Below are 17,545 nucleotides of genomic sequence, written 5' to 3'. Positions count from 1 at the left end.
CTTTAAGTAAAGTAAATCTTTACTTTTACGCGGCGTCACTTTACTCATTTAACTGGTGCACAAGGGGATTTTTATGGCGTATTCAGGCTCAGGCCGCGTCAATATCGTGTCGCTGGCAAGCGGTGAAACACTGCTCGTCGAAAACGATTCACAGGCTTACACCCTCAGCGAACCCAGTATCGTCACCTTACAGGGCGCGCCTTCTCAGGTTTCTGCCTGGCAGAGGCAGGGCAGCGATTTGATCCTGCATCAGGATGGCGGCGTCTCGCGTTTTCAGCAGTTTTTTAGTACCGATCCACAATCGCAAAGCCAGCTGATTTTTCAGGATGGCGCTACGCAGCAGCAGGCGCTGTTCGCAAACGAAGCAGATGAGGCTGAAACAACCGTCACACTGACGCCGACGCTGGCTGCGGTGCCGGCAGCCGTCGAAACAGTGGATTCCACGCTGATTGTTAACAATATGGCCGTGCCTGTTGATAGCGTAGCAGCGGCCGTCACCACCACTCCCACAACGCCTTCGCCAACGCCTGGCACCAGCGCTGTTACCGCAGAAGCCTCGACCACACTGCCGACGCTGACCATCAATCCGGTTTCTGGCGATGACGCGGTTAACTATAAAGAGGGCGTTTACGGCGTCGAAATTACCGGCACCAGCACGCAGCTGGCCTCCGGCACGCGGGTAGAGCTGACGCTGGATGGTAAAACCTGGTCCGGCTACGTCAATAACAACGTCTGGTCGGTGCAGGTTGGCGACAGCGATCTGGCGGCGATCAAAGACGGCAGCTACACCTTTTCCGTCAGCGCCACCGACGCCAGCGGCAACAGCGTCAGCGCCACGCGCGATCTGCTGCTTATCAGCCACTACAACAGCAGCATCCCGCTGGTCACCACCGATGAGCTGACGCTGGCCGACGTGACTTATCAAAACGGCGAGCCGATCTACACCGTGACCGGTACGATGCAAACGCCTTTTCCGCTGACCATGTTTGCCGTTAAAGGTGAGATCGAGAGCTATCGTACCGGCACGCTGAATGCGGACGGCAGCTGGAGCGTGCAGCTCACTTCCCAGGATATCCATACTCAGCATGGGCAAAACGCGCTGGTGCTGGGCGTGCAGGACGGCGCGGGCAACTGGTTCGAGCAGCAGATTTATGTTACCACCGATTTGGAGACGCCGGTCGGCACGGGCGGCGGTGGCGCGGAAGTGCCGGTTCCTGTTCCGCCGGTAGAAAACCCAACGGACGGTACGCCGCCGGATAACCCAGGCACCACGCCGCCGGAAACGGGCGGCGGCGCGACCGCTACGCCGAAGCCAACTATTGCCGTACCTTTCGGCGATGGCTGGCTGAATCACGATGAGAAAACCCATAGCGAAACGCTGAGCGGCACCACGGGCGTGACGGGCAGCGGTCAACAGGTAGCGATCAATATCAGCGGCAGCCGCTATCAGGCGACGGTGGCGGACGACGGTAAATGGAGCCTGGCGCTGACCTCCGCCCAGCTGATGGGCACTGATTTCTCTACCGGCAAGCACTGGATTAACGTCTACGCCACTAATGCCGAAGGCGAAAGCGGGAAGACCGGCGCCTACTTCTTTACCGATATCAGTACGCCGCATGTCAGCGTCGATACGCTGTCGAACACGGATATCAACCTGAATAGCGCCCGGCAAAACGGCCTGGCCTTTACCGGCACGGGCGATGCGGGCGACGGACTGACGCTGACGCTGGGCACCCAGACCTGGCAGACGCTGGTCGGCTTCGACGGCACCTGGCGGGTAGACATCACGCCGCAGCAGGCGCAGCAGCTGCAATTGGGCAACTATACGCTGAAAGCCAGCGTGACCGATCCGGCGAAAAACGTTGGCACGGAGACGCAGGATATTACGTTTTACAACGGCGCGGTGACGCCCGCTGCGGCTGTTGACAGTGTTTCCGCCGACGATGCCGCCGCAGCCGCAGCCGCGACCGCCGGGCAGGCGATCCCCGCTGCCCAGCCTGAAGCAGACAGTAGCGGCGTGCTGCTGGCCGCCACCGCCGTGCCGCATCCCACTATCAATACGCCTTTTGGCGATGGCTGGCTGAATCGCAGTGAAAAGCTTGACGGTCAGGCCCTGGTCGGCACGACCGGCGCGATCGGCAGCGGCCAGACGGTTACGGTGAATATCAACGGCGTGGACTACCAGGCCGCGGTGACCAACGATGGGAACTGGCGTCTGGATCTGAATACCGAAACGCTGCTGCACAGCGAATTTAATACCGGCAAGCGCTGGATCACCGTGACCGCCAGCAACGCGGAAGGCGAAACGGGTAGCACCCAGGCTTACTTCTTTACCGACGTCAGCACGCCGCAAACGGCTATCGACACCCCTGCTGACGGGACGCACATCAATCTCAACCAGATCGCCGAAAATTATCTCTTTACCGGCACGGGCGATGCGGGCGATGCGCTGACCCTGACGCTGGGCGCGCTGACCTGGCACACCACGGTCGGCTTTGACGGAACCTGGCAGGCGGCGCTGACGCCGCAGCAGGCGCAGCAGCTGACCGCGGGCGACTACACGCTACAGGCCACGATTTCGGACATGGCGAAAAACGTCGGCTCCAGTTCGCTGGCGCTGGACTTTTACAGCGGCAGCACGTCGCCGACCGTCACCATTAACAGCCTCTCCGACGACAACCGCGTCAATCTCAACACCCTTACCGATGATTACGCCATCAGGGGAACCGGCGAGGTGGGGGCCAGGGTTACCGTGTCCATCGGCTCGCTTGCACTCGGCTCGGTTATCGTAGGGCAGAACGGCGAATGGACAACCTGGCTGTACGAGAACGACGCTAAGCAGCTGACCGCCGGTAATACCACGATACTCGCCAGCGTGCAGGAGTCGGCCGGGCATGAACACAGCGCGTCGCTAAGCGTGGAGCTTTATGCGGCGGACGTGCAGCCAACGCTGACCATGGATACGGTGGAAATCAACGATATCGTTGATTACGCCAACTATCAGAATGATGTCCAGCTGCACGGCGACAGCTGGGGTCTGCATACGGACACCGAAGTCACCATTACCCTGGCCGACAAAACCTATACTGGCTATGTCTACGCCAATCACTGGATGGCCACGATCCCTTCAGCGGATATAGAGGCGACGGCGGACGGCTACTATAACCTTAAGGTCAGCGTTGAAAGCGCGGGCGGCAATGCCAGCGCCAGCCGCGACGTCCTGCTGCTGTCGCATTTTCACAGTAGCGATCCCGTGCTGACGTTTAACGCGCTGACGCCAGAAGATGTTGTTTATCACGACGATAATGCTTACTACCTTATCAGCGGCACGGTGACCGAACCGCTCCCCGTAGACAAGCTGTCGTTTTATGGCGGCGAGCTGCTTAATTACTATGATATCAACGTGGCGGCGGACGGCACTTTCACCTCCGAGGTGCCGGTAAGCGAATATACCTCCATTTCTTCTACGCCTGGCTTCTACGTCTCCTATCAGGACGCGGCGGGCCATTGGTATGAGACGCGGGATAGCGTCACTCTGCCGGATGCGCCAGCCACAGTAGAAACGGCCGATCAAAGTACGTTTAGCCTGCTTGCGGAGGCTAATCCCCTGGATGACGTTAGTCACGCCAGCGCCACGGATGCGCACGAGAGCAGCGCGGCAGCCGTAACGGAAAGCGGCGCTACCGGCGGCGAACCGGCCGTAGCCAGCCACGTCGAAAGCGTTGCTCCCACCGCTGGCACCGAGGGCAATGACACCTTTACGCTCTCCACGTTGAATCTGCTCAGCAATCTGAACGGCGGCGCCGGTCACGACACGCTGGTGCTGAACGGCGCGCACGAAGCGCTGGATTTCGCCTCGCTGGGCCTGAAGATTGGCAGCGTTGAAACGATCGACCTCGGCACCTCCGGCAGCAACAGCCTTACGCTGGGGCAACAGGATCTGCTGGCGCTGACCGACAACGCCAGCGAGGCGCTGACCATCAAAGGCGCGGACGGCAGCGCGGTGACGCTGAGCACCGCCGAAGGCAGCGTCTGGAACGAGGCCGGTATGCAGACGATCGCCGGTCAGCAGTTTGATCTCTATCACAATTCCTCCGCAAGCCATGAAGGCACGCTGGCGGATGTCTTAATTCAACATAATCTACAGGTACAGACTGCCTGACGTAACAGGCCGGCGCGGGGTTGCCGCACCGGCCGTTTTTTCACCAAAAAGGAAGAAGGAAGAGAGGACCAGGATGAAGAAAGTGTGGGTATCTTTGTGCCTGGCCGCGCTGTGCGGCACCGTGGGACAGAATGCGCTGGCAGCAAAGCAGCAGAAAGTGGAATTTAACTGGCGTGCCGCTCCCACCGAGGAGCAAATCTCAACGCTGACGCTACGTGAAGCTATCCTCCGGGCCTTTGCCCGCAACCCAAAAATCTCCGAGGCCGCCGCGCAAATCCGCGTGGGCGAGGCCGATCTGGATGCCGCCGAAAGCGCCTGGTATCCGCAAATTTCCCTGGCGGCGACCGGTGGACGATCGCACACCACCGACTCCTCCGGCAGCCTCAACAACAACGGCTCTGGCGGCATTACCCTCAGCCAGCTGCTGTATGACTTTGGCCGCACCGGCGGCGCTATTGACGAACAGCATCACCTCTCTGAAGCCTATCGCTTCGCCCTTTACGACACCATGACCACGGTGGCGCAGGATACGCTACAGGCCTATTTGCAGGTCAAACGCTACCGGGCGCTGGTGGAGGCGGCCAAAAACAACGTCGCCTCGCTGGAACATGTCAAGGACATCGCCCATATGCGCGCCGACGCGGGGTTAAGCTCGCAGTCGGACGTGCTACAGGCGGAAACCCGCATCGCCGGGATGCACGCGACGATGGAGCAGTACCGCGCTTCAGAACGCTCTGCGCTGGCGCAGCTGACGGTGCTGACCGGCGTGGTGCCCAGCGCGCTGCCGGAGCTGCCGCAGTCGCTGTTGAATCAGCAGATCACGCTGGACAGGATCGCCTACGAAAAAAGCGCGGCGGTGCGCAGCGCGCAGGCCAAACAGGAAGCGGCGATCGAACGCGTTCGCCAGGCGTCCTCTAACCACTGGCCGACCATCAAAGTGCAGGCGGGCCGCACGCGTTATGAAAACGCCACCCGATCCTATTGGGACGATGAGCTACAGCTTCAGGTAGAAGCGCCGCTTTATCAGGGCGGTCTGGTCAACGCCAGAACCCGCGCGGCGGAAGGCGACCGCGAAGCGGCCCAGGCCGCCGTCGAACAGTCCAAGCTGGATATCAATCAGAGCGCCTCCACCGCCTATGCCGACATGATTGGCGCGCAGCAGCGCCAGACGGCAGGCGAGCAGCAGCTGAGCAGCGCCGCTCACACCCGCTCGGTTTACGCCGACGAATACAAATTAAATAAGCGCAGCCTCAACGATTTACTGAGCGTTGAGCAGGATGTCTTTCAGGCTGACAGCAGCCGTCTGACCGCGCTTTACGACGGCTGGGACGCCACCGTGCGCTACGCTTCCGCCGTCGACAACCTGCTGGATATTATGGGCATCGATCGTGAAGCCACCAGCGGACAAACCCTGCCATCGCTCTGATGCCAAACAAGATAAGGCCGTACTTATGACCAAAACCGCTAGTACTGAAAACTGGATTGACGCGATGCTGCGCGTGGCGGCGCGCTTTGGCAAACCGGCGGATGGCTCCACGCTGCGTCAGCAGATGCGCTGGTTCGAGCATCTGACGCCCGCGCAGCAGCTGGAACGGCTGGCGGGCCTGCTGGGCCTGCATCTGACCATGATGCCGCGCGATAAAATTCGCTGGCGGCAGGAGGTGACGCCGGTGGTGCTGATTATGGAAAACGGCAGCGTGGTGGTGGTGGAAACCATCGATACGGAGGGCAAAGCGCGCTACTGGCTGAGCGACGGCGGCGACGTGGTGCGGGAAAGCGAGCTGGCGCTGCTGCTGGCGCAAAGCCAGGAGCAGGTCGGCATTGTCGGCGTGGCGGCGCGCGGACGCGACGCGCGCATCGACGAATTTGTGCAGCCGTACAAAAAGCACTGGTTCTGGGAAAACTTTCGCGGCATGGGCCGCCGCATCATGGAGATTTCGCTGGCTTCGGTGGTCGGCAACGTGCTGGCGCTGGCCGGCATCCTTTTCTCCATGCAGGTTTATGACCGCGTGATCCCGGCGCAGTCGGAGCCGACGCTGTGGGTACTGTTCGCCGGCGTGCTGATTGCCGCCGCCATCGAATATGTGATTCGTTTGATGCGCACCCAGGTTTCGGATCTGATGGGAAAGCGCATCGATCTGAAAGTTTCCTCCATGCTGTTCGCGCGTGCGATGAATATTCGCAACGAAGCGCGGCCAAAATCCACCGGGTCTTTTATCTCGCAGCTGCGTGAAATCGATCAGGTTCGCGAGCTGCTGACCTCGACCACCGTTGGCGCGGCGGCGGATATGCCTTTTGTGATCCTGTTTTTATGCCTGATGGGCTTTATCGGCGGCCCGCTGGTGATTATTCCGCTGCTGGCGATCCCGCTGATCGTTATTCCGGGGCTGCTGGTACAGTTCCCGATGGCGAAGCTGGCGAAAGAGGGGCTACGTGAGGGCGCGCTGCGCAACGCGGTGCTGGTGGAAACCATCGAAGGCATCGAAGATATCAAATCTTTACAGGCGGAACCCTATTTCCAGCGGCAGTGGGAGCAGACGCATGAGGTCAGCGCCACCATCGGCATGCAGCAAAGGCTGTGGGGCGCGAGGCTGACCGGCTGGGCCTCGACGGTGCAGCAGCTGACCTATGCCAGCATGTTGGTGTTCGGCGTTTACCTGGTGCTGAACGGCGATATCACCACCGGGACGCTGGTCGCCAGCAGTCTGCTCTCGTCGCGCACTATCGCGCCGCTGATGCAGCTGACCATGGTGTTTTCGCGCTGGCAACATGCCAAAACCGCGATGGCGGGTCTGGATGAGCTGCTGAAAAAACCGCTGGATCAGCCGGAAGAGGGCGAAATGGCGCACTGTCCGACGCTGACCGGCCATTACGATCTGCGCGGCGTGCAATACAGCTACGATGAGGAAAACGTCAAAAACGTGGTGACCATCAACCAGCTGCAAATCAAGCCGGGCGAGCGCGTGGCGATCCTCGGTAAGGTCGGCGCGGGGAAATCCACGCTGCTGAAGCTGCTGGCCGGCCAGGCGCGGGCAACGCAGGGCAAAGTGATCGTCGACGGCGTGGACGTTCAGCGCATCGATCCGGTAGATCTGCGTCGTCAGCTGGGCTGGCTATCGCAGGACTCGCGCCTGTTTTTCGGCACGCTGCGGCAAAACCTGATGCTGGGCAATCCGCACGCCAGCGAGCAGGAAATGCTCCAGGCCCTGAAGGTCAGCGGCGCGCTGAGCCTGGTGCAGCAGGATGCGTCCAGCCTTGACCGTATTATCAACGAGGGCGGGCGTGGCCTGTCCGGCGGGCAGCGGCAGATGGTGATGCTCAGCCGCATGATCCTGCGGCAGCCGCAGGTGGTGCTGATGGACGAGCCGACCGCCTCGATGGATGAAGCGCTGGAAGAGTATGTGATCCGGCAGATGCAGGGCTGGCTGTCGGGCCGCACGCTGGTGCTGGTCACGCACCGTCCGGCGCTGCTGAAGCTGGTGGACAGAATTATCGTTATGGATAACGGGCGCATCGTGGCGGACGGCCCGCGCGATGACATTTTACGCGCCGCCGCCGCGCAGACGGCGAAGCAAACCGGCGGACAGGGGGACGCAGCATGAGCCTGATACTGATCGACCGCAGCCTGAAACGTAACGAAAAGCGCACCTCGGCTATTATCTGGCTCTGTACCGCCGCGCTGGTGATCTTTTTTGTCTGGGCGCATTTCGCCATTCTGGACGAGGTCACGGTCGGCACCGGTAAAGTCACGCCGTCCAGCCGCGCGCAGATTATCGACAGCCTGGACGGCGGCATCGTCAATCAGCTGAACGTGCATGAAGGCGATATCGTCGAAAAGGGCCAGGTGCTGGGCCGTCTCGACCCCACGCGCTTTCAGTCCAATTTTGGCGAGGCGGCAGCTAAAGCCCGCACGCTGCGCGCCTCGGCGGAACGACTGCGTGCTGAACTGACCGGCGCGCCGCTGGCGTTCAGCGCTGAAACGCTCAAGGAGCCGGAGCTGGTGGCGCGCGAGACGCAGCTTTTCCAGTCGCGTCGGCGCAACCTCACGGAAACGGTCAGCAACCTTACCCAGTCGATGAAGCTGGTGCAGGACGAGCTGCGCATGACCGAGCCGCTGGTGGCGAAAGGCGCGGCGGGGCAGGTGGAGGTGATCCGGCTGCGTCGGCAGATTAGCGATCTGCGCGGTAAGATCGACGAGGCAAAAAATGACTACGCGGTACGCGCGCGCGAGGAACAGGTTAAAAACAATGCCGATCTGGATGCTCAGCTCCAGGTACTGACCGGTAAAGAGGATCAGCTGACGCGCGCCACGCTCTATTCGCCGGTGCGCGGCATCGTCAAAGATATCCAGGTCACCACCGTCGGCGGTGTGCTGCAACCGGGCGGTAAGCTGATGGAGATTGTTCCGCTGGAGGATCAGCTGCTGATTGAAACCCGCATCAACCCGCGCGATATCGCCTATATCCGTCCGGGCTTGCCTGCGGTGGTCAAAATCACCGCCTACGACTCTTCTATCTACGGCAATCTGGATGGCGAAGTGGAGACGGTTTCGCCGGATACGCTGCAGGACGAGGTTAAACGCGACCAGTATTACTATCGCGTTTACGTACGTACGCAGAAAGCGGAGCTGGTCAATAAGGCCGGCAGAAAATTCCCTATCGTGCCCGGCATGGTGGCAAACGTTGAAATTAAAACCGGCCAGAAATCCGTCATGGATTACCTGGTTAAGCCGCTGAATAAGGTTAAAGAGTCGCTGCGCGAAAGATAATTACTTACGCCGCTGAATAGTGAATGAAATAAACTTTTATCATTCGCCGTTCAGCGGTTTTTTTTGGCCTTAATTATAACCGTAGAAACAGCGAGGCGTTCTGCAGATAGCGGCCATAAAAAAAGCCGAACACAAGGTTCGGCCGAAAAATAGGGTAAAACAAAACATTCGGGGTGAATGAAGGTAATAATGAAATAAAATGATGATAGCCCGGTTATTATAAACCAAAATGCTACGCCTTTTTATCATTCAGTGCTCACACAAGTAACATTACATAACCATATGAATCTTCAAAGATTAGCTATTACTTGACATTAAGTGCGTTATTTTTTATCACTGCGTGCGGCCATAAAGTTCCCGGTTATTATCATTTTGTAATATTTGAATTACAAAATGAAACACATTCGGAAATTTAGTAGCATTTTCTTTATAGATTATTACTGTCCGCGCTCTACCATGAGGGTGCCGACTGAATTTTCGACGTTCAGCACGCAGTGGTAAATAAGGCATATAACAAGAGGGTAATACAAAATGAAACTTCGCGTTCTCTCCCTGGTCGTTCCGGCCATGCTGATCGCAGGTTCTGCCGGCGCGGCAGAAATCTACAATAAAGACGGGAACAAGCTCGACCTGTTTGGCAAAGTAGACGGCCTGCACTATTTCTCTGATAACGATGGCTCCGATGGCGACCAGTCTTATCTGCGCTTCGGCTTCAAGGGCGAAACCCAAGTCAGCAACGAGCTGACCGGTTACGGCCAGTGGGAATACCAGGCGGCGCTGAACACCACGGAAAATGAAGGCACCGCAGACAGCTACACGCGTGTTGGCTTTGCCGGTCTGAAATTCGGCGATGCGGGCTCTCTGGACTATGGTCGTAATTACGGCGTGGCTTACGATATCGGCGCATGGACCGACGTGCTGCCGGAGTTCGGCGGCGACACCTACGGCGCGGACAACTTTATGTTCCAGCGCTCCAGCGGCCTGGCGACCTACCGCAACAATAATTTCTTCGGTGCGGTTGAAGGCCTGAACTTCGCTATCCAGTATCAGGGCAAAAACAACAGCGGCACCGAGCTGGACGGACGTGACGTGCTGGCGCGCAACGGCGACGGCTGGGGTTTGTCCACCACTTACGATCTGGGTTCCGGCTTCGGTATCGGCGCGGCGATGTTCAGCTCTGACCGCACCAACGAACAGAACAATAACACCAACGGCATTCTGGGTAACGGCGACAAGGCAACAGCCTATACCGGCGGTCTGAAATATGATGCTAACAACATCTACCTGGCGGCGATGTATACCCGTTCTTACAACGCAACCCGCTTTGGCGACAGCAGAAGCGACGACAGCATCTACGGTTACGCCAACACGGCGGATAACTGGGAAGTGGTGGCGCAGTATCAGTTCGACTTCGGCCTGCGTCCGTCTCTGGCGTTCGTCAGCTCTCGCGGCTCCGATATCGAAGGATACGGCACGCAGAACCTGAAAAAATATGTGGATGTAGGCGCGACTTACTACTTTAACAAAAACATGTCTACCTACGTTGACTACCAGATCAACCTGCTTGATGACAACAACTTTACCGACGCTGCCGGCATCAACACCGATGACGTAGTGGCGCTGGGCTTAGTATACCAGTTCTGATTTACGCGGGAGCGCGCCATGCGCTCCCGCTTCTTAACTCTTCGCCGTTTCCCTGCGCTTAGCGTACCTCCCTGACCACTTTCTCAGCGAAAACGTGGACGATTGAGCTGTCTGGTATGCGTCTGCTTGTAATGCTTGTAGCCTGAAAAGATAATCAGCGCGAGACAGACGAAAGGCAGCAGAAAGTAGATCATAAAGACCTCCATTATTGCGGCAAAGCGCCGCGGTAAAGTGGGTTCAATGGGTATACTGAGTAGCATCCGTCAGAAGATCAACCCCGCCTGGTCCGGCGCCATGCTGCATTTTCACGCTTTCAGGACCAAAACTATTGCAGGGAAATTTGCGTAATATGAAGAAGAAATGGCTGTACTATCCTGTTATGGCAGCATTTATCCTGCTTTCCGGCTGTGACCGTCATCGTGAAACCGTTGGTGCGTCAGCCATGGTGCTGGAAGGACGCACTATGGGAACATTCTGGAGGGTTAGCCTCGCCAACGTTGACCCCGGCCTGAAAGAAAATCTGCAAAAAGCGGTACAGCAGCAGCTGGACAATGACGATCGGGAGCTGTCGACCTGGAAAGCCGATTCGGTGCTTTCGCGCTTTAATCAGTATCGCGGCAGCGACCCGCAGCCGGTCAGCGACAACATGGCGGACATCGTCACTCTGGCGCTGCGCATCGGCCAGAAAACGCACGGCAAAATGGACATCACCGTCGGGCCGCTGGTCAATTTGTGGGGATTTGGGCCGGTTAAGCAGCCTGCCACCGTGCCGACGCAGGCGCAGATTGCGGCGGCGCGCGCGCTGACCGGCCTGCAACATCTGCGCGTTATCCAGCGCAGCGAAGGGGCTTATCTGCAAAAGGATCTGCCGGATCTTTATGTCGATCTGTCCACCATGGGAGAAGGGTTCGCCACCGATCATCTGGCGCGCCTGCTGGAAAAAGAAGGGATCAATAATTACCTGGTTTCCGTTGGCGGCGCGGTGCTGACGCGCGGCCAAAACGCCGAAGGCAAGGCGTGGAAAGTAGCGATCCAGAAGCCTACCGATAAAGAAAACGCGGTGCAGGCGGTAGTGGATCTGCAGGGGCACGGTATCAGTACCTCCGGCAGCTATCGCAACTATTATGAGCTGAACGGCAAACGCATTTCGCATGTGATCGATCCGACCACCGGCGAGCCGATCCAGCACAAGCTGGTTTCCGCAACGGTGATCGCGACCACCGCGCTGGAAGCAGACGGTTGGGATACCGGCCTGATGGTGCTTGGCGAAGAGCAGGCGAAGGCGCTGGCGCTGCGCGAACAGCTGGCGGTTTATCTGATCGTGAAGCAGGGCAACGGCTTTAGCAGCTGGATGTCGCCGCAGTTCAGCGCCTTCCTGCTGCCGGAAGCGCAATAGCGGCATTTACTCACGGGCAACGGCCCGCTAAGGAGCCATTATGCTGGACTTATTTAGTGAAGAAGCGCCCTGGCTGGAGCCGCTGGCGGAAGGCGCGGCTATCCTGCGTCGACGCGCGCGGGACGAGGCGGCAGCGCTGCTGGCGCTGGTTGACGATATCGCCGCGCAGAATCCTTTTCATCACCGCATTACGCCGGGCGGACACCGCATGTCGGTGGCGATGACCAACTGCGGCGATTTCGGCTGGTCGACGGACGCGCGCGGCTATCAGTACAGCGAATACGACAGCGTCAGCGGCCAGCGCTGGCCGGCCATGCCGGATCGCTTTCGTCAGCTGGCGGTGGCCTGCGCGGAAGAGGCCGGCTTTCCCCATTTTCAGCCCGATGCCTGCCTGATTAACCGCTATGCGCCGGAGGCGAAGCTCAGCCTGCATCAGGACAAGGACGAACAGGATATGCGCCAGCCTATCGTCTCTGTTTCGCTGGGCCTGCCCGCCGTGTTTCAGTTTGGCGGCTTCGAGCGAGGCGACGCGGTGCAGCGCGTGCTGCTGGAGCATGGCGACGTGGTGGTATGGGGCGGGCCGTCGCGCCTGCGCTATCACGGCATCCTGCCGTTAAAAGCGGGCAGCCATCCGGCCACCGGCGCATTTCGCTATAATCTGACCTTCCGGCGCGCTTTTCGGTAAACGAGAATTATTATTGCTATCGTCCCGCTTCTCATTAAACTGCAGGCTGCTCAGAATAATGGGATAGTGTCATGGAGTTGCTTCGCGTCGTTTACCGCCAGTATCGCTGGCCTTTTGTGCTGGTTATTGGCCTCAGTTTGCTGAGCGCCGCGCTCGGTATCGGGCTGATCGCTTTTATCAACCGCGAGCTGATTGTTTCGCTGAACGCCGGTACCTGGCTGCTGCCGTCTTTCCTTGGGCTGCTGCTGCTGCTGATGGCGGTGACCCTGGCCTCGCAGCTGGCGCTGACGCTGCTTGGCCACCATTTTGTTTATCGGCTGCGCGGTGAGTTTATTCGACGCATTCTGGATACGCAGATCGAACGTATCGAACAGATCGGCAGCGCCCAGCTGCTGGCCGCGCTGACCAGCGACGTCCGCAGCATTACCCTTGCCTTTGTGCGCCTGCCCGAGCTGATCCAAGGCGTGATCCTGACTTTAGGTTCGGCCGCTTACCTGGCGTGGCTGTCGCCGAAAATGCTGCTGATCACTACCCTCTGGCTGACCATCACCATCGTCGGCGGCTGGCTGCTGGTCTCCAGAGTCTATCGCCATCTGGCGAAGCTGCGCGAGCTTGAAGACGCGCTTTACGCCGACTATCAAACCATTATCGAAGGGCGCAAAGAGCTGGCGCTTAACCGCCAGCGCGCGCAGCAAATTTACGAGACGGTTTATCAGGAAGACGCTCGAGCATATCGTCACCATATTGTGCGCGCCGATACTTTCCATCTCAGCGCGGTGAACTGGTCGAATATCATGATGCTGGGCGCCATCGGGCTGGTCTTCTTTATGGCTAACGGTCTGGGCTGGGCGAATACGGCGGTAGCGGCGACCTATTCGCTGACGCTGCTGTTCCTGCGCACGCCGCTGCTTTCCGCCGTCGGCGCGCTGCCTACGCTGCTGAGCGCCCAGGTTGCCTTTAACAAGCTCCACACCTTCAGGCTGGCGGCTTACCAGGAAAGCTTTGCGCAGCCCGCCGCCGCGCGTGCGTGGCAAACGCTGGAGCTGCGTGACGTGGTGTTTCATTATGGCGACGGCGGCTTTGCCGTCGGCCCGATCGACATGACGCTGAAACGCGGCGAGCTGGTCTTTCTGATCGGCGGCAACGGCAGCGGTAAATCCACGCTGGCGATGCTGCTGACCGGCCTTTATCAGCCGGTATCCGGGCAGATCCTGCTGGACGGCGTGCCGGTGGCGGCAACGGAGATGGCGGACTATCGACGCCTTTTCTCCGCCGTCTTTACCGATGTTCACCTGTTTGACCGCCTGATCGACGCCAGCGGCGAGCCGGCCGATCCGGCTCAGGTACAGCTGTGGCTGGAGCGCCTGCATATGCAGGATAAACTCAAGCTGGAAGGCAACCGGGTGCTGAACCTTAAACTGTCGAAAGGGCAGAGCAAGCGTCTGGCGATGCTGCTTGCTACGGCGGAGCAGCGCGACATTCTGCTGCTGGACGAATGGGCCGCCGATCAGGATCCGCATTTCCGCCGCATCTTCTACCGCGAGCTGCTGCCGTGGCTGAAAGAGATGGGCAAAACCGTTGTTGCCATCAGCCATGACGACCACTATTTTCTGCACGCCGACAGGCTGCTGGAAATGCGTGAAGGCAAACTAAGCGAGCTGATCGGCGAAGCGCGCGATCAGGCTACGCTGGATGCGGTAAAACGCACCGGCACCGACTAGCCTGCCGACGCCGGCTTGCCGTCACTCAGGCTGGCTAAAAAATGGATAAGCCAGCCTGAGGCTATGGCTTAATAAGGGCCAGTGGGCGTATCGGCCGCCTGCGTGACGATGACCCAGCTGGTCAGCTGCCCTTCAGCCAGCGCCACGCGGCCGGTAAACAGCGTGCCGACGGGAAAGCCTGGCGATAAGGCCCGGTTCAACCGCAGCGTGACGTTGGTCAGGCCGGCCCGGCAAGCGATGATTTCCGCCTCGTTGAAATGCATAAACTGGCGGAAAAGCGGGAACACCGCCTTATACAGACTCTCCTTGAGGGAAAAAGCGGCGGTGAGCGCGGTCGCGAACGGCACGCCGCTGCTCTGTAAAATGCCGTGTTCGCGCTCGTTAATAATCATCTCACGCATCTCTTCCGCCGCTTCGGGCCGCATAATCTCTTCGCAATCCACGCCGGGCTGCTTTCCCGTCACCTTATCGGCCAGCAGGAGGCTGATGCAGGCGCGGGTATGCGAAAGGGAACCCGCTATTCCTTCTGGCCAGACCGGCGCGCGGTCGGCATCGTTAGTCAACAGGAAGTCGTCAAAGCCAAACTGACGCAGCGCTGCACGCACGCACAAGCGGCTGGCAAGGTATTCCGCCCGGCGTTTCGCCACGGCTTTATTCAGGTGAGCAGGGAAGGGCAGGCGATAGTCGGTGAACAGTTGGTCGCTGTAATAAGCCAGATCGTAGCGGGCCTGTACCAGCAGAACATCAGGATGTTCTGCCAGTCGGGAACTGACGGGCGCGGTTAAAAACCGATCTTTGGGTAAGGTGGCGCCCGACAAAAGCGCCGGTTCGCCCTGTGCCGGTCTGTTGAGCCAATCAGAACGCATTTCTTCTGCCTGTTAATCAAAAAGAGGATTTAAGCAGGTTAGCGTACCGAGAGTAAAGCGCGGCGCAGGTTACTTGTTGGGAGGAATGTGCAGCCCTTTCAGTGAAACGACAAAGTGCTTATTGCCGCGGGAAATCTTCGCGCCGCGATCGCACCAGTGGCTGGCGAATCGAAAAAAATCATCGCTGTCAATGTCATAGGCCAGTTCAACCTTGCTGATACCGGACTGCAGCATCTCTTCAGCGTCCCTGTAATTTCTTGCCTTAATGATTGCCATTGGGTTACCTGTTACTGCCTCAAAAAGTGTAGGGTCAGCCTATGTCAAGAAGATGACAGTTTTGTTGCAGCGTCTGGCTTTAAGATTAAGGCTAATGCCAACCGGGCCGGCAAGAAGTGTGCTTTATGACGGAAGCACTTTCGTAGAGGCTTTCTGGTCAACGCATTGAAGATAAATTAGCGACTTTTTAATGATTTATAATTGGCCTCAGGATCGCAGCGCGCTGAAAATGCTGGCCTGACACCTGACACCTGACACCTGACACCTGACACCTGACACCTGACACCTGACACCTGACACCTGACACCTGACACCTGACACCTGACACCTGACACCTGACACCTGACACCTGACACCTGACGCCTGACGCCTGACGCCTGACGCCTGACACCTGACACCTGACACCTGACTCCTGAGCCTGAGCCTGAGCCTGAGCCCCGAAGGCTGTAAGGAATTATACGCGGCTGTATCAGGCTGTTGGCCAGTCAGCGCTAAACCACCATACCGCCTTGATCTGGCTGATATCTCAGTAACCACTGGCTGATAATTTCTGATAATAATTAATTAGCGCGATATTCAAGTGTGGAAAATGGTTACTTTCACTATCTGAATAAGCTGGGCGGCGGGCAAAAAGGCTGAATTGTAAACGTTTACAGACAGGCAAAGCTTTTTCAGAACTTTCCGGTAAGAGACGTCACCTTATGCTCGTTTTCGTTATACTTTGTAAGTTATTTAAAATTAAGGTGATTTTTTTACAACCCTGCTTCTCTGGCGGCCAGCTTTTATGCCGCATCCTTTTCTAAGATTCCTCCCATGTGTGAAGTGTTGTTTATGAGTGCTATGTTGCCGCTTTTGTTGTTTTAGGCTATCAGAGGTCACCATGGAAACGCGAATAAAACACCTGGATGGAATGCGGGGACTGGCAATACTGCTGGTGATCGGCTTTCATGCCTGGGCCAGATGGCCTGAATACCTGGGGTACGTTTCGTTTACTAAGGATTTTCCTTTATTCGCCTGGGGCTATCTGGGCGTGCCGCTGTTCTTTATGATTTCCGGGTTCGTTATTTTTATGACCCTGGATAAATCAAAAAGCTTTATAAATTTTATGTTTAAGCGCTGGCTGCGGCTCTTCCCGGCCATGCTGATAGTAACGCTGCTGATCTTCGCTACGGCCAGCTTATTTAGCGAAAGACCGCTCGGCGTCCCGCATCCGGCCAATGCCATTCCGGGCCTGACTTTTATCAGTCCGGAGATACTCCAGTATTTGACCGGTGTGACCTTTAAACCGCTGGAAGGATCGTTCTGGTCGCTTTACGTTGAAGCCGCGTTTTATATCTTTATCGGTGCCGTCTACTTTACGCTGGGCAGAAAATACTGCCTGCCTTCGCTGCTGGTGCCGATGTTTCTGGTGGCGGGCGCCTCCGCCTTCAAAATGATTGGTCATCCGGCCATTGCGGATTTTATCTCCAAGTTCGGCTTTATCCACTACTCATGGTTTATGATCGGTTGCCTGGTGTATGAGCGGCTGCATCAGCGCGACGCCAAATTCCATTACGCACTGGTGCTGGTGGCGGTGTTGATTAACTTCAGTTATTACATCAAAAACAATGGCTATATCGTTATTTTACCGCTGCTGCTGATGCTGGCGCTGTTTATCGTCAGCTTTTACAGCCGGCTCGTGGAACGACTGCTGTCAGGAAAGTTCCTGACGCTCACCGGCTTTATCAGCTACACCATCTATCTGCTGCATGAAAACATGCTGATCGCTACGTTAAGGAAGCTGGAGCGCCATATCAGCAGCGATTACGTGATGGTCTTTATGCCGATAGCGGTAGTCGCCGCGCTTTACCTGGTTGCCTGGCTGATCACTAAATACATTGAACCGGCCGTCAGAGATACGCTGAGGAACCTTATTCTGTTCCGAGGGAAAAAGAAGGCACTGCCCAACGGCTAAGCGCGAACGGGCAGGGCGGTTGCTGGCAGAGAGGGCACAGCGGCCGTAAAGCCGTAAAAAAAAGGGCGCAGAT

11 protein-coding genes are annotated in these 17,545 nt (G+C 57.8%); 9 read left to right on the top strand and 2 right to left on the bottom strand.

The window, feature by feature from the left end:
- The first annotated feature begins 73 nt into the window (after positions 1–73).
- The 8 genes from ACA373_RS08110 to ACA373_RS08075 all read left to right on the top strand — a co-directional run bounded on the left by ACA373_RS08110 (position 74) and on the right by ACA373_RS08075 (position 14,376).
- On the top strand, positions 74–4,162 hold the full coding sequence (locus ACA373_RS08110; RefSeq protein ID WP_370734313.1) for a BapA prefix-like domain-containing protein: 4,089 nt from the start codon (positions 74–76) through the stop codon (positions 4,160–4,162).
- A 73-nt stretch (positions 4,163–4,235) separates the two neighbouring features.
- Positions 4,236–5,588: a TolC family outer membrane protein gene (locus ACA373_RS08105; protein WP_253459848.1), complete on the top strand. Its 1,353-nt coding sequence runs from the start codon at positions 4,236–4,238 to the stop codon at positions 5,586–5,588.
- Positions 5,589–5,613: 25 nt separating this feature from the next.
- Positions 5,614–7,764 carry a type I secretion system permease/ATPase gene (locus tag ACA373_RS08100; RefSeq protein WP_301730493.1) on the top strand — a complete coding sequence of 717 codons (2,151 nt, stop codon included), beginning with the start codon at positions 5,614–5,616 and terminating at the stop codon, positions 7,762–7,764.
- Entirely contained in the window at positions 7,761–8,930 is a 1,170-nt protein-coding gene (locus tag ACA373_RS08095) for an HlyD family efflux transporter periplasmic adaptor subunit (RefSeq protein WP_253459854.1), read from the top strand. Before ACA373_RS08100 ends, ACA373_RS08095 begins: the two co-directional genes overlap by 4 nt.
- A 531-nt stretch (positions 8,931–9,461) precedes the next feature.
- Positions 9,462–10,574 (top strand): porin OmpC, encoded by a 1,113-nt coding sequence (ompC, locus tag ACA373_RS08090; protein WP_370734312.1) that lies wholly within the window; start codon positions 9,462–9,464, stop codon positions 10,572–10,574.
- 349 nt (positions 10,575–10,923) lie between these two features.
- Positions 10,924–11,970: an FAD:protein FMN transferase ApbE gene (gene apbE, locus ACA373_RS08085; RefSeq protein WP_370734311.1), complete on the top strand. Its 1,047-nt coding sequence runs from the start codon at positions 10,924–10,926 to the stop codon at positions 11,968–11,970.
- Between the two features lie 40 nt (positions 11,971–12,010).
- The gene (gene alkB, locus ACA373_RS08080; RefSeq protein WP_301251903.1) at positions 12,011–12,655 is read left to right on the top strand and encodes a DNA oxidative demethylase AlkB; all 645 of its coding nucleotides are present in this window, start codon (positions 12,011–12,013) and stop codon (positions 12,653–12,655) included.
- Between the two features lie 71 nt (positions 12,656–12,726).
- Positions 12,727–14,376, top strand: a complete 1,650-nt coding sequence (locus ACA373_RS08075) for a multidrug ABC transporter permease/ATP-binding protein (RefSeq protein ID WP_253459866.1) — start codon at positions 12,727–12,729, stop codon at positions 14,374–14,376.
- Positions 14,377–14,444: 68 nt separating this feature from the next.
- Here the strand turns inward: ACA373_RS08075 and ACA373_RS08070 are convergent, their stop codons facing one another.
- The gene (locus ACA373_RS08070; RefSeq protein WP_370734310.1) at positions 14,445–15,242 is read right to left on the bottom strand and encodes a 4'-phosphopantetheinyl transferase; all 798 of its coding nucleotides are present in this window, start codon (positions 15,240–15,242) and stop codon (positions 14,445–14,447) included.
- 69 nt (positions 15,243–15,311) lie between these two features.
- Complete coding sequence (locus ACA373_RS08065; RefSeq protein ID WP_125288215.1) at positions 15,312–15,518, bottom strand: hypothetical protein; 207 nt, start codon at positions 15,516–15,518, stop codon at positions 15,312–15,314.
- An 880-nt stretch (positions 15,519–16,398) separates the two neighbouring features.
- On the opposite strand from ACA373_RS08065, the gene ACA373_RS08060 reads away from it, so the two are divergent.
- Entirely contained in the window at positions 16,399–17,472 is a 1,074-nt protein-coding gene (locus ACA373_RS08060) for an acyltransferase (RefSeq protein WP_301251153.1), read from the top strand.
- Positions 17,473–17,545 lie beyond the last annotated feature (73 nt).

Source organism: Erwinia sp. STN24 (genome assembly GCF_041320675.1).
GTDB lineage: Bacteria > Pseudomonadota > Gammaproteobacteria > Enterobacterales > Enterobacteriaceae > Erwinia > Erwinia aeris.
This window is presented reverse-complemented; position numbering and strand designations above follow the sequence as displayed.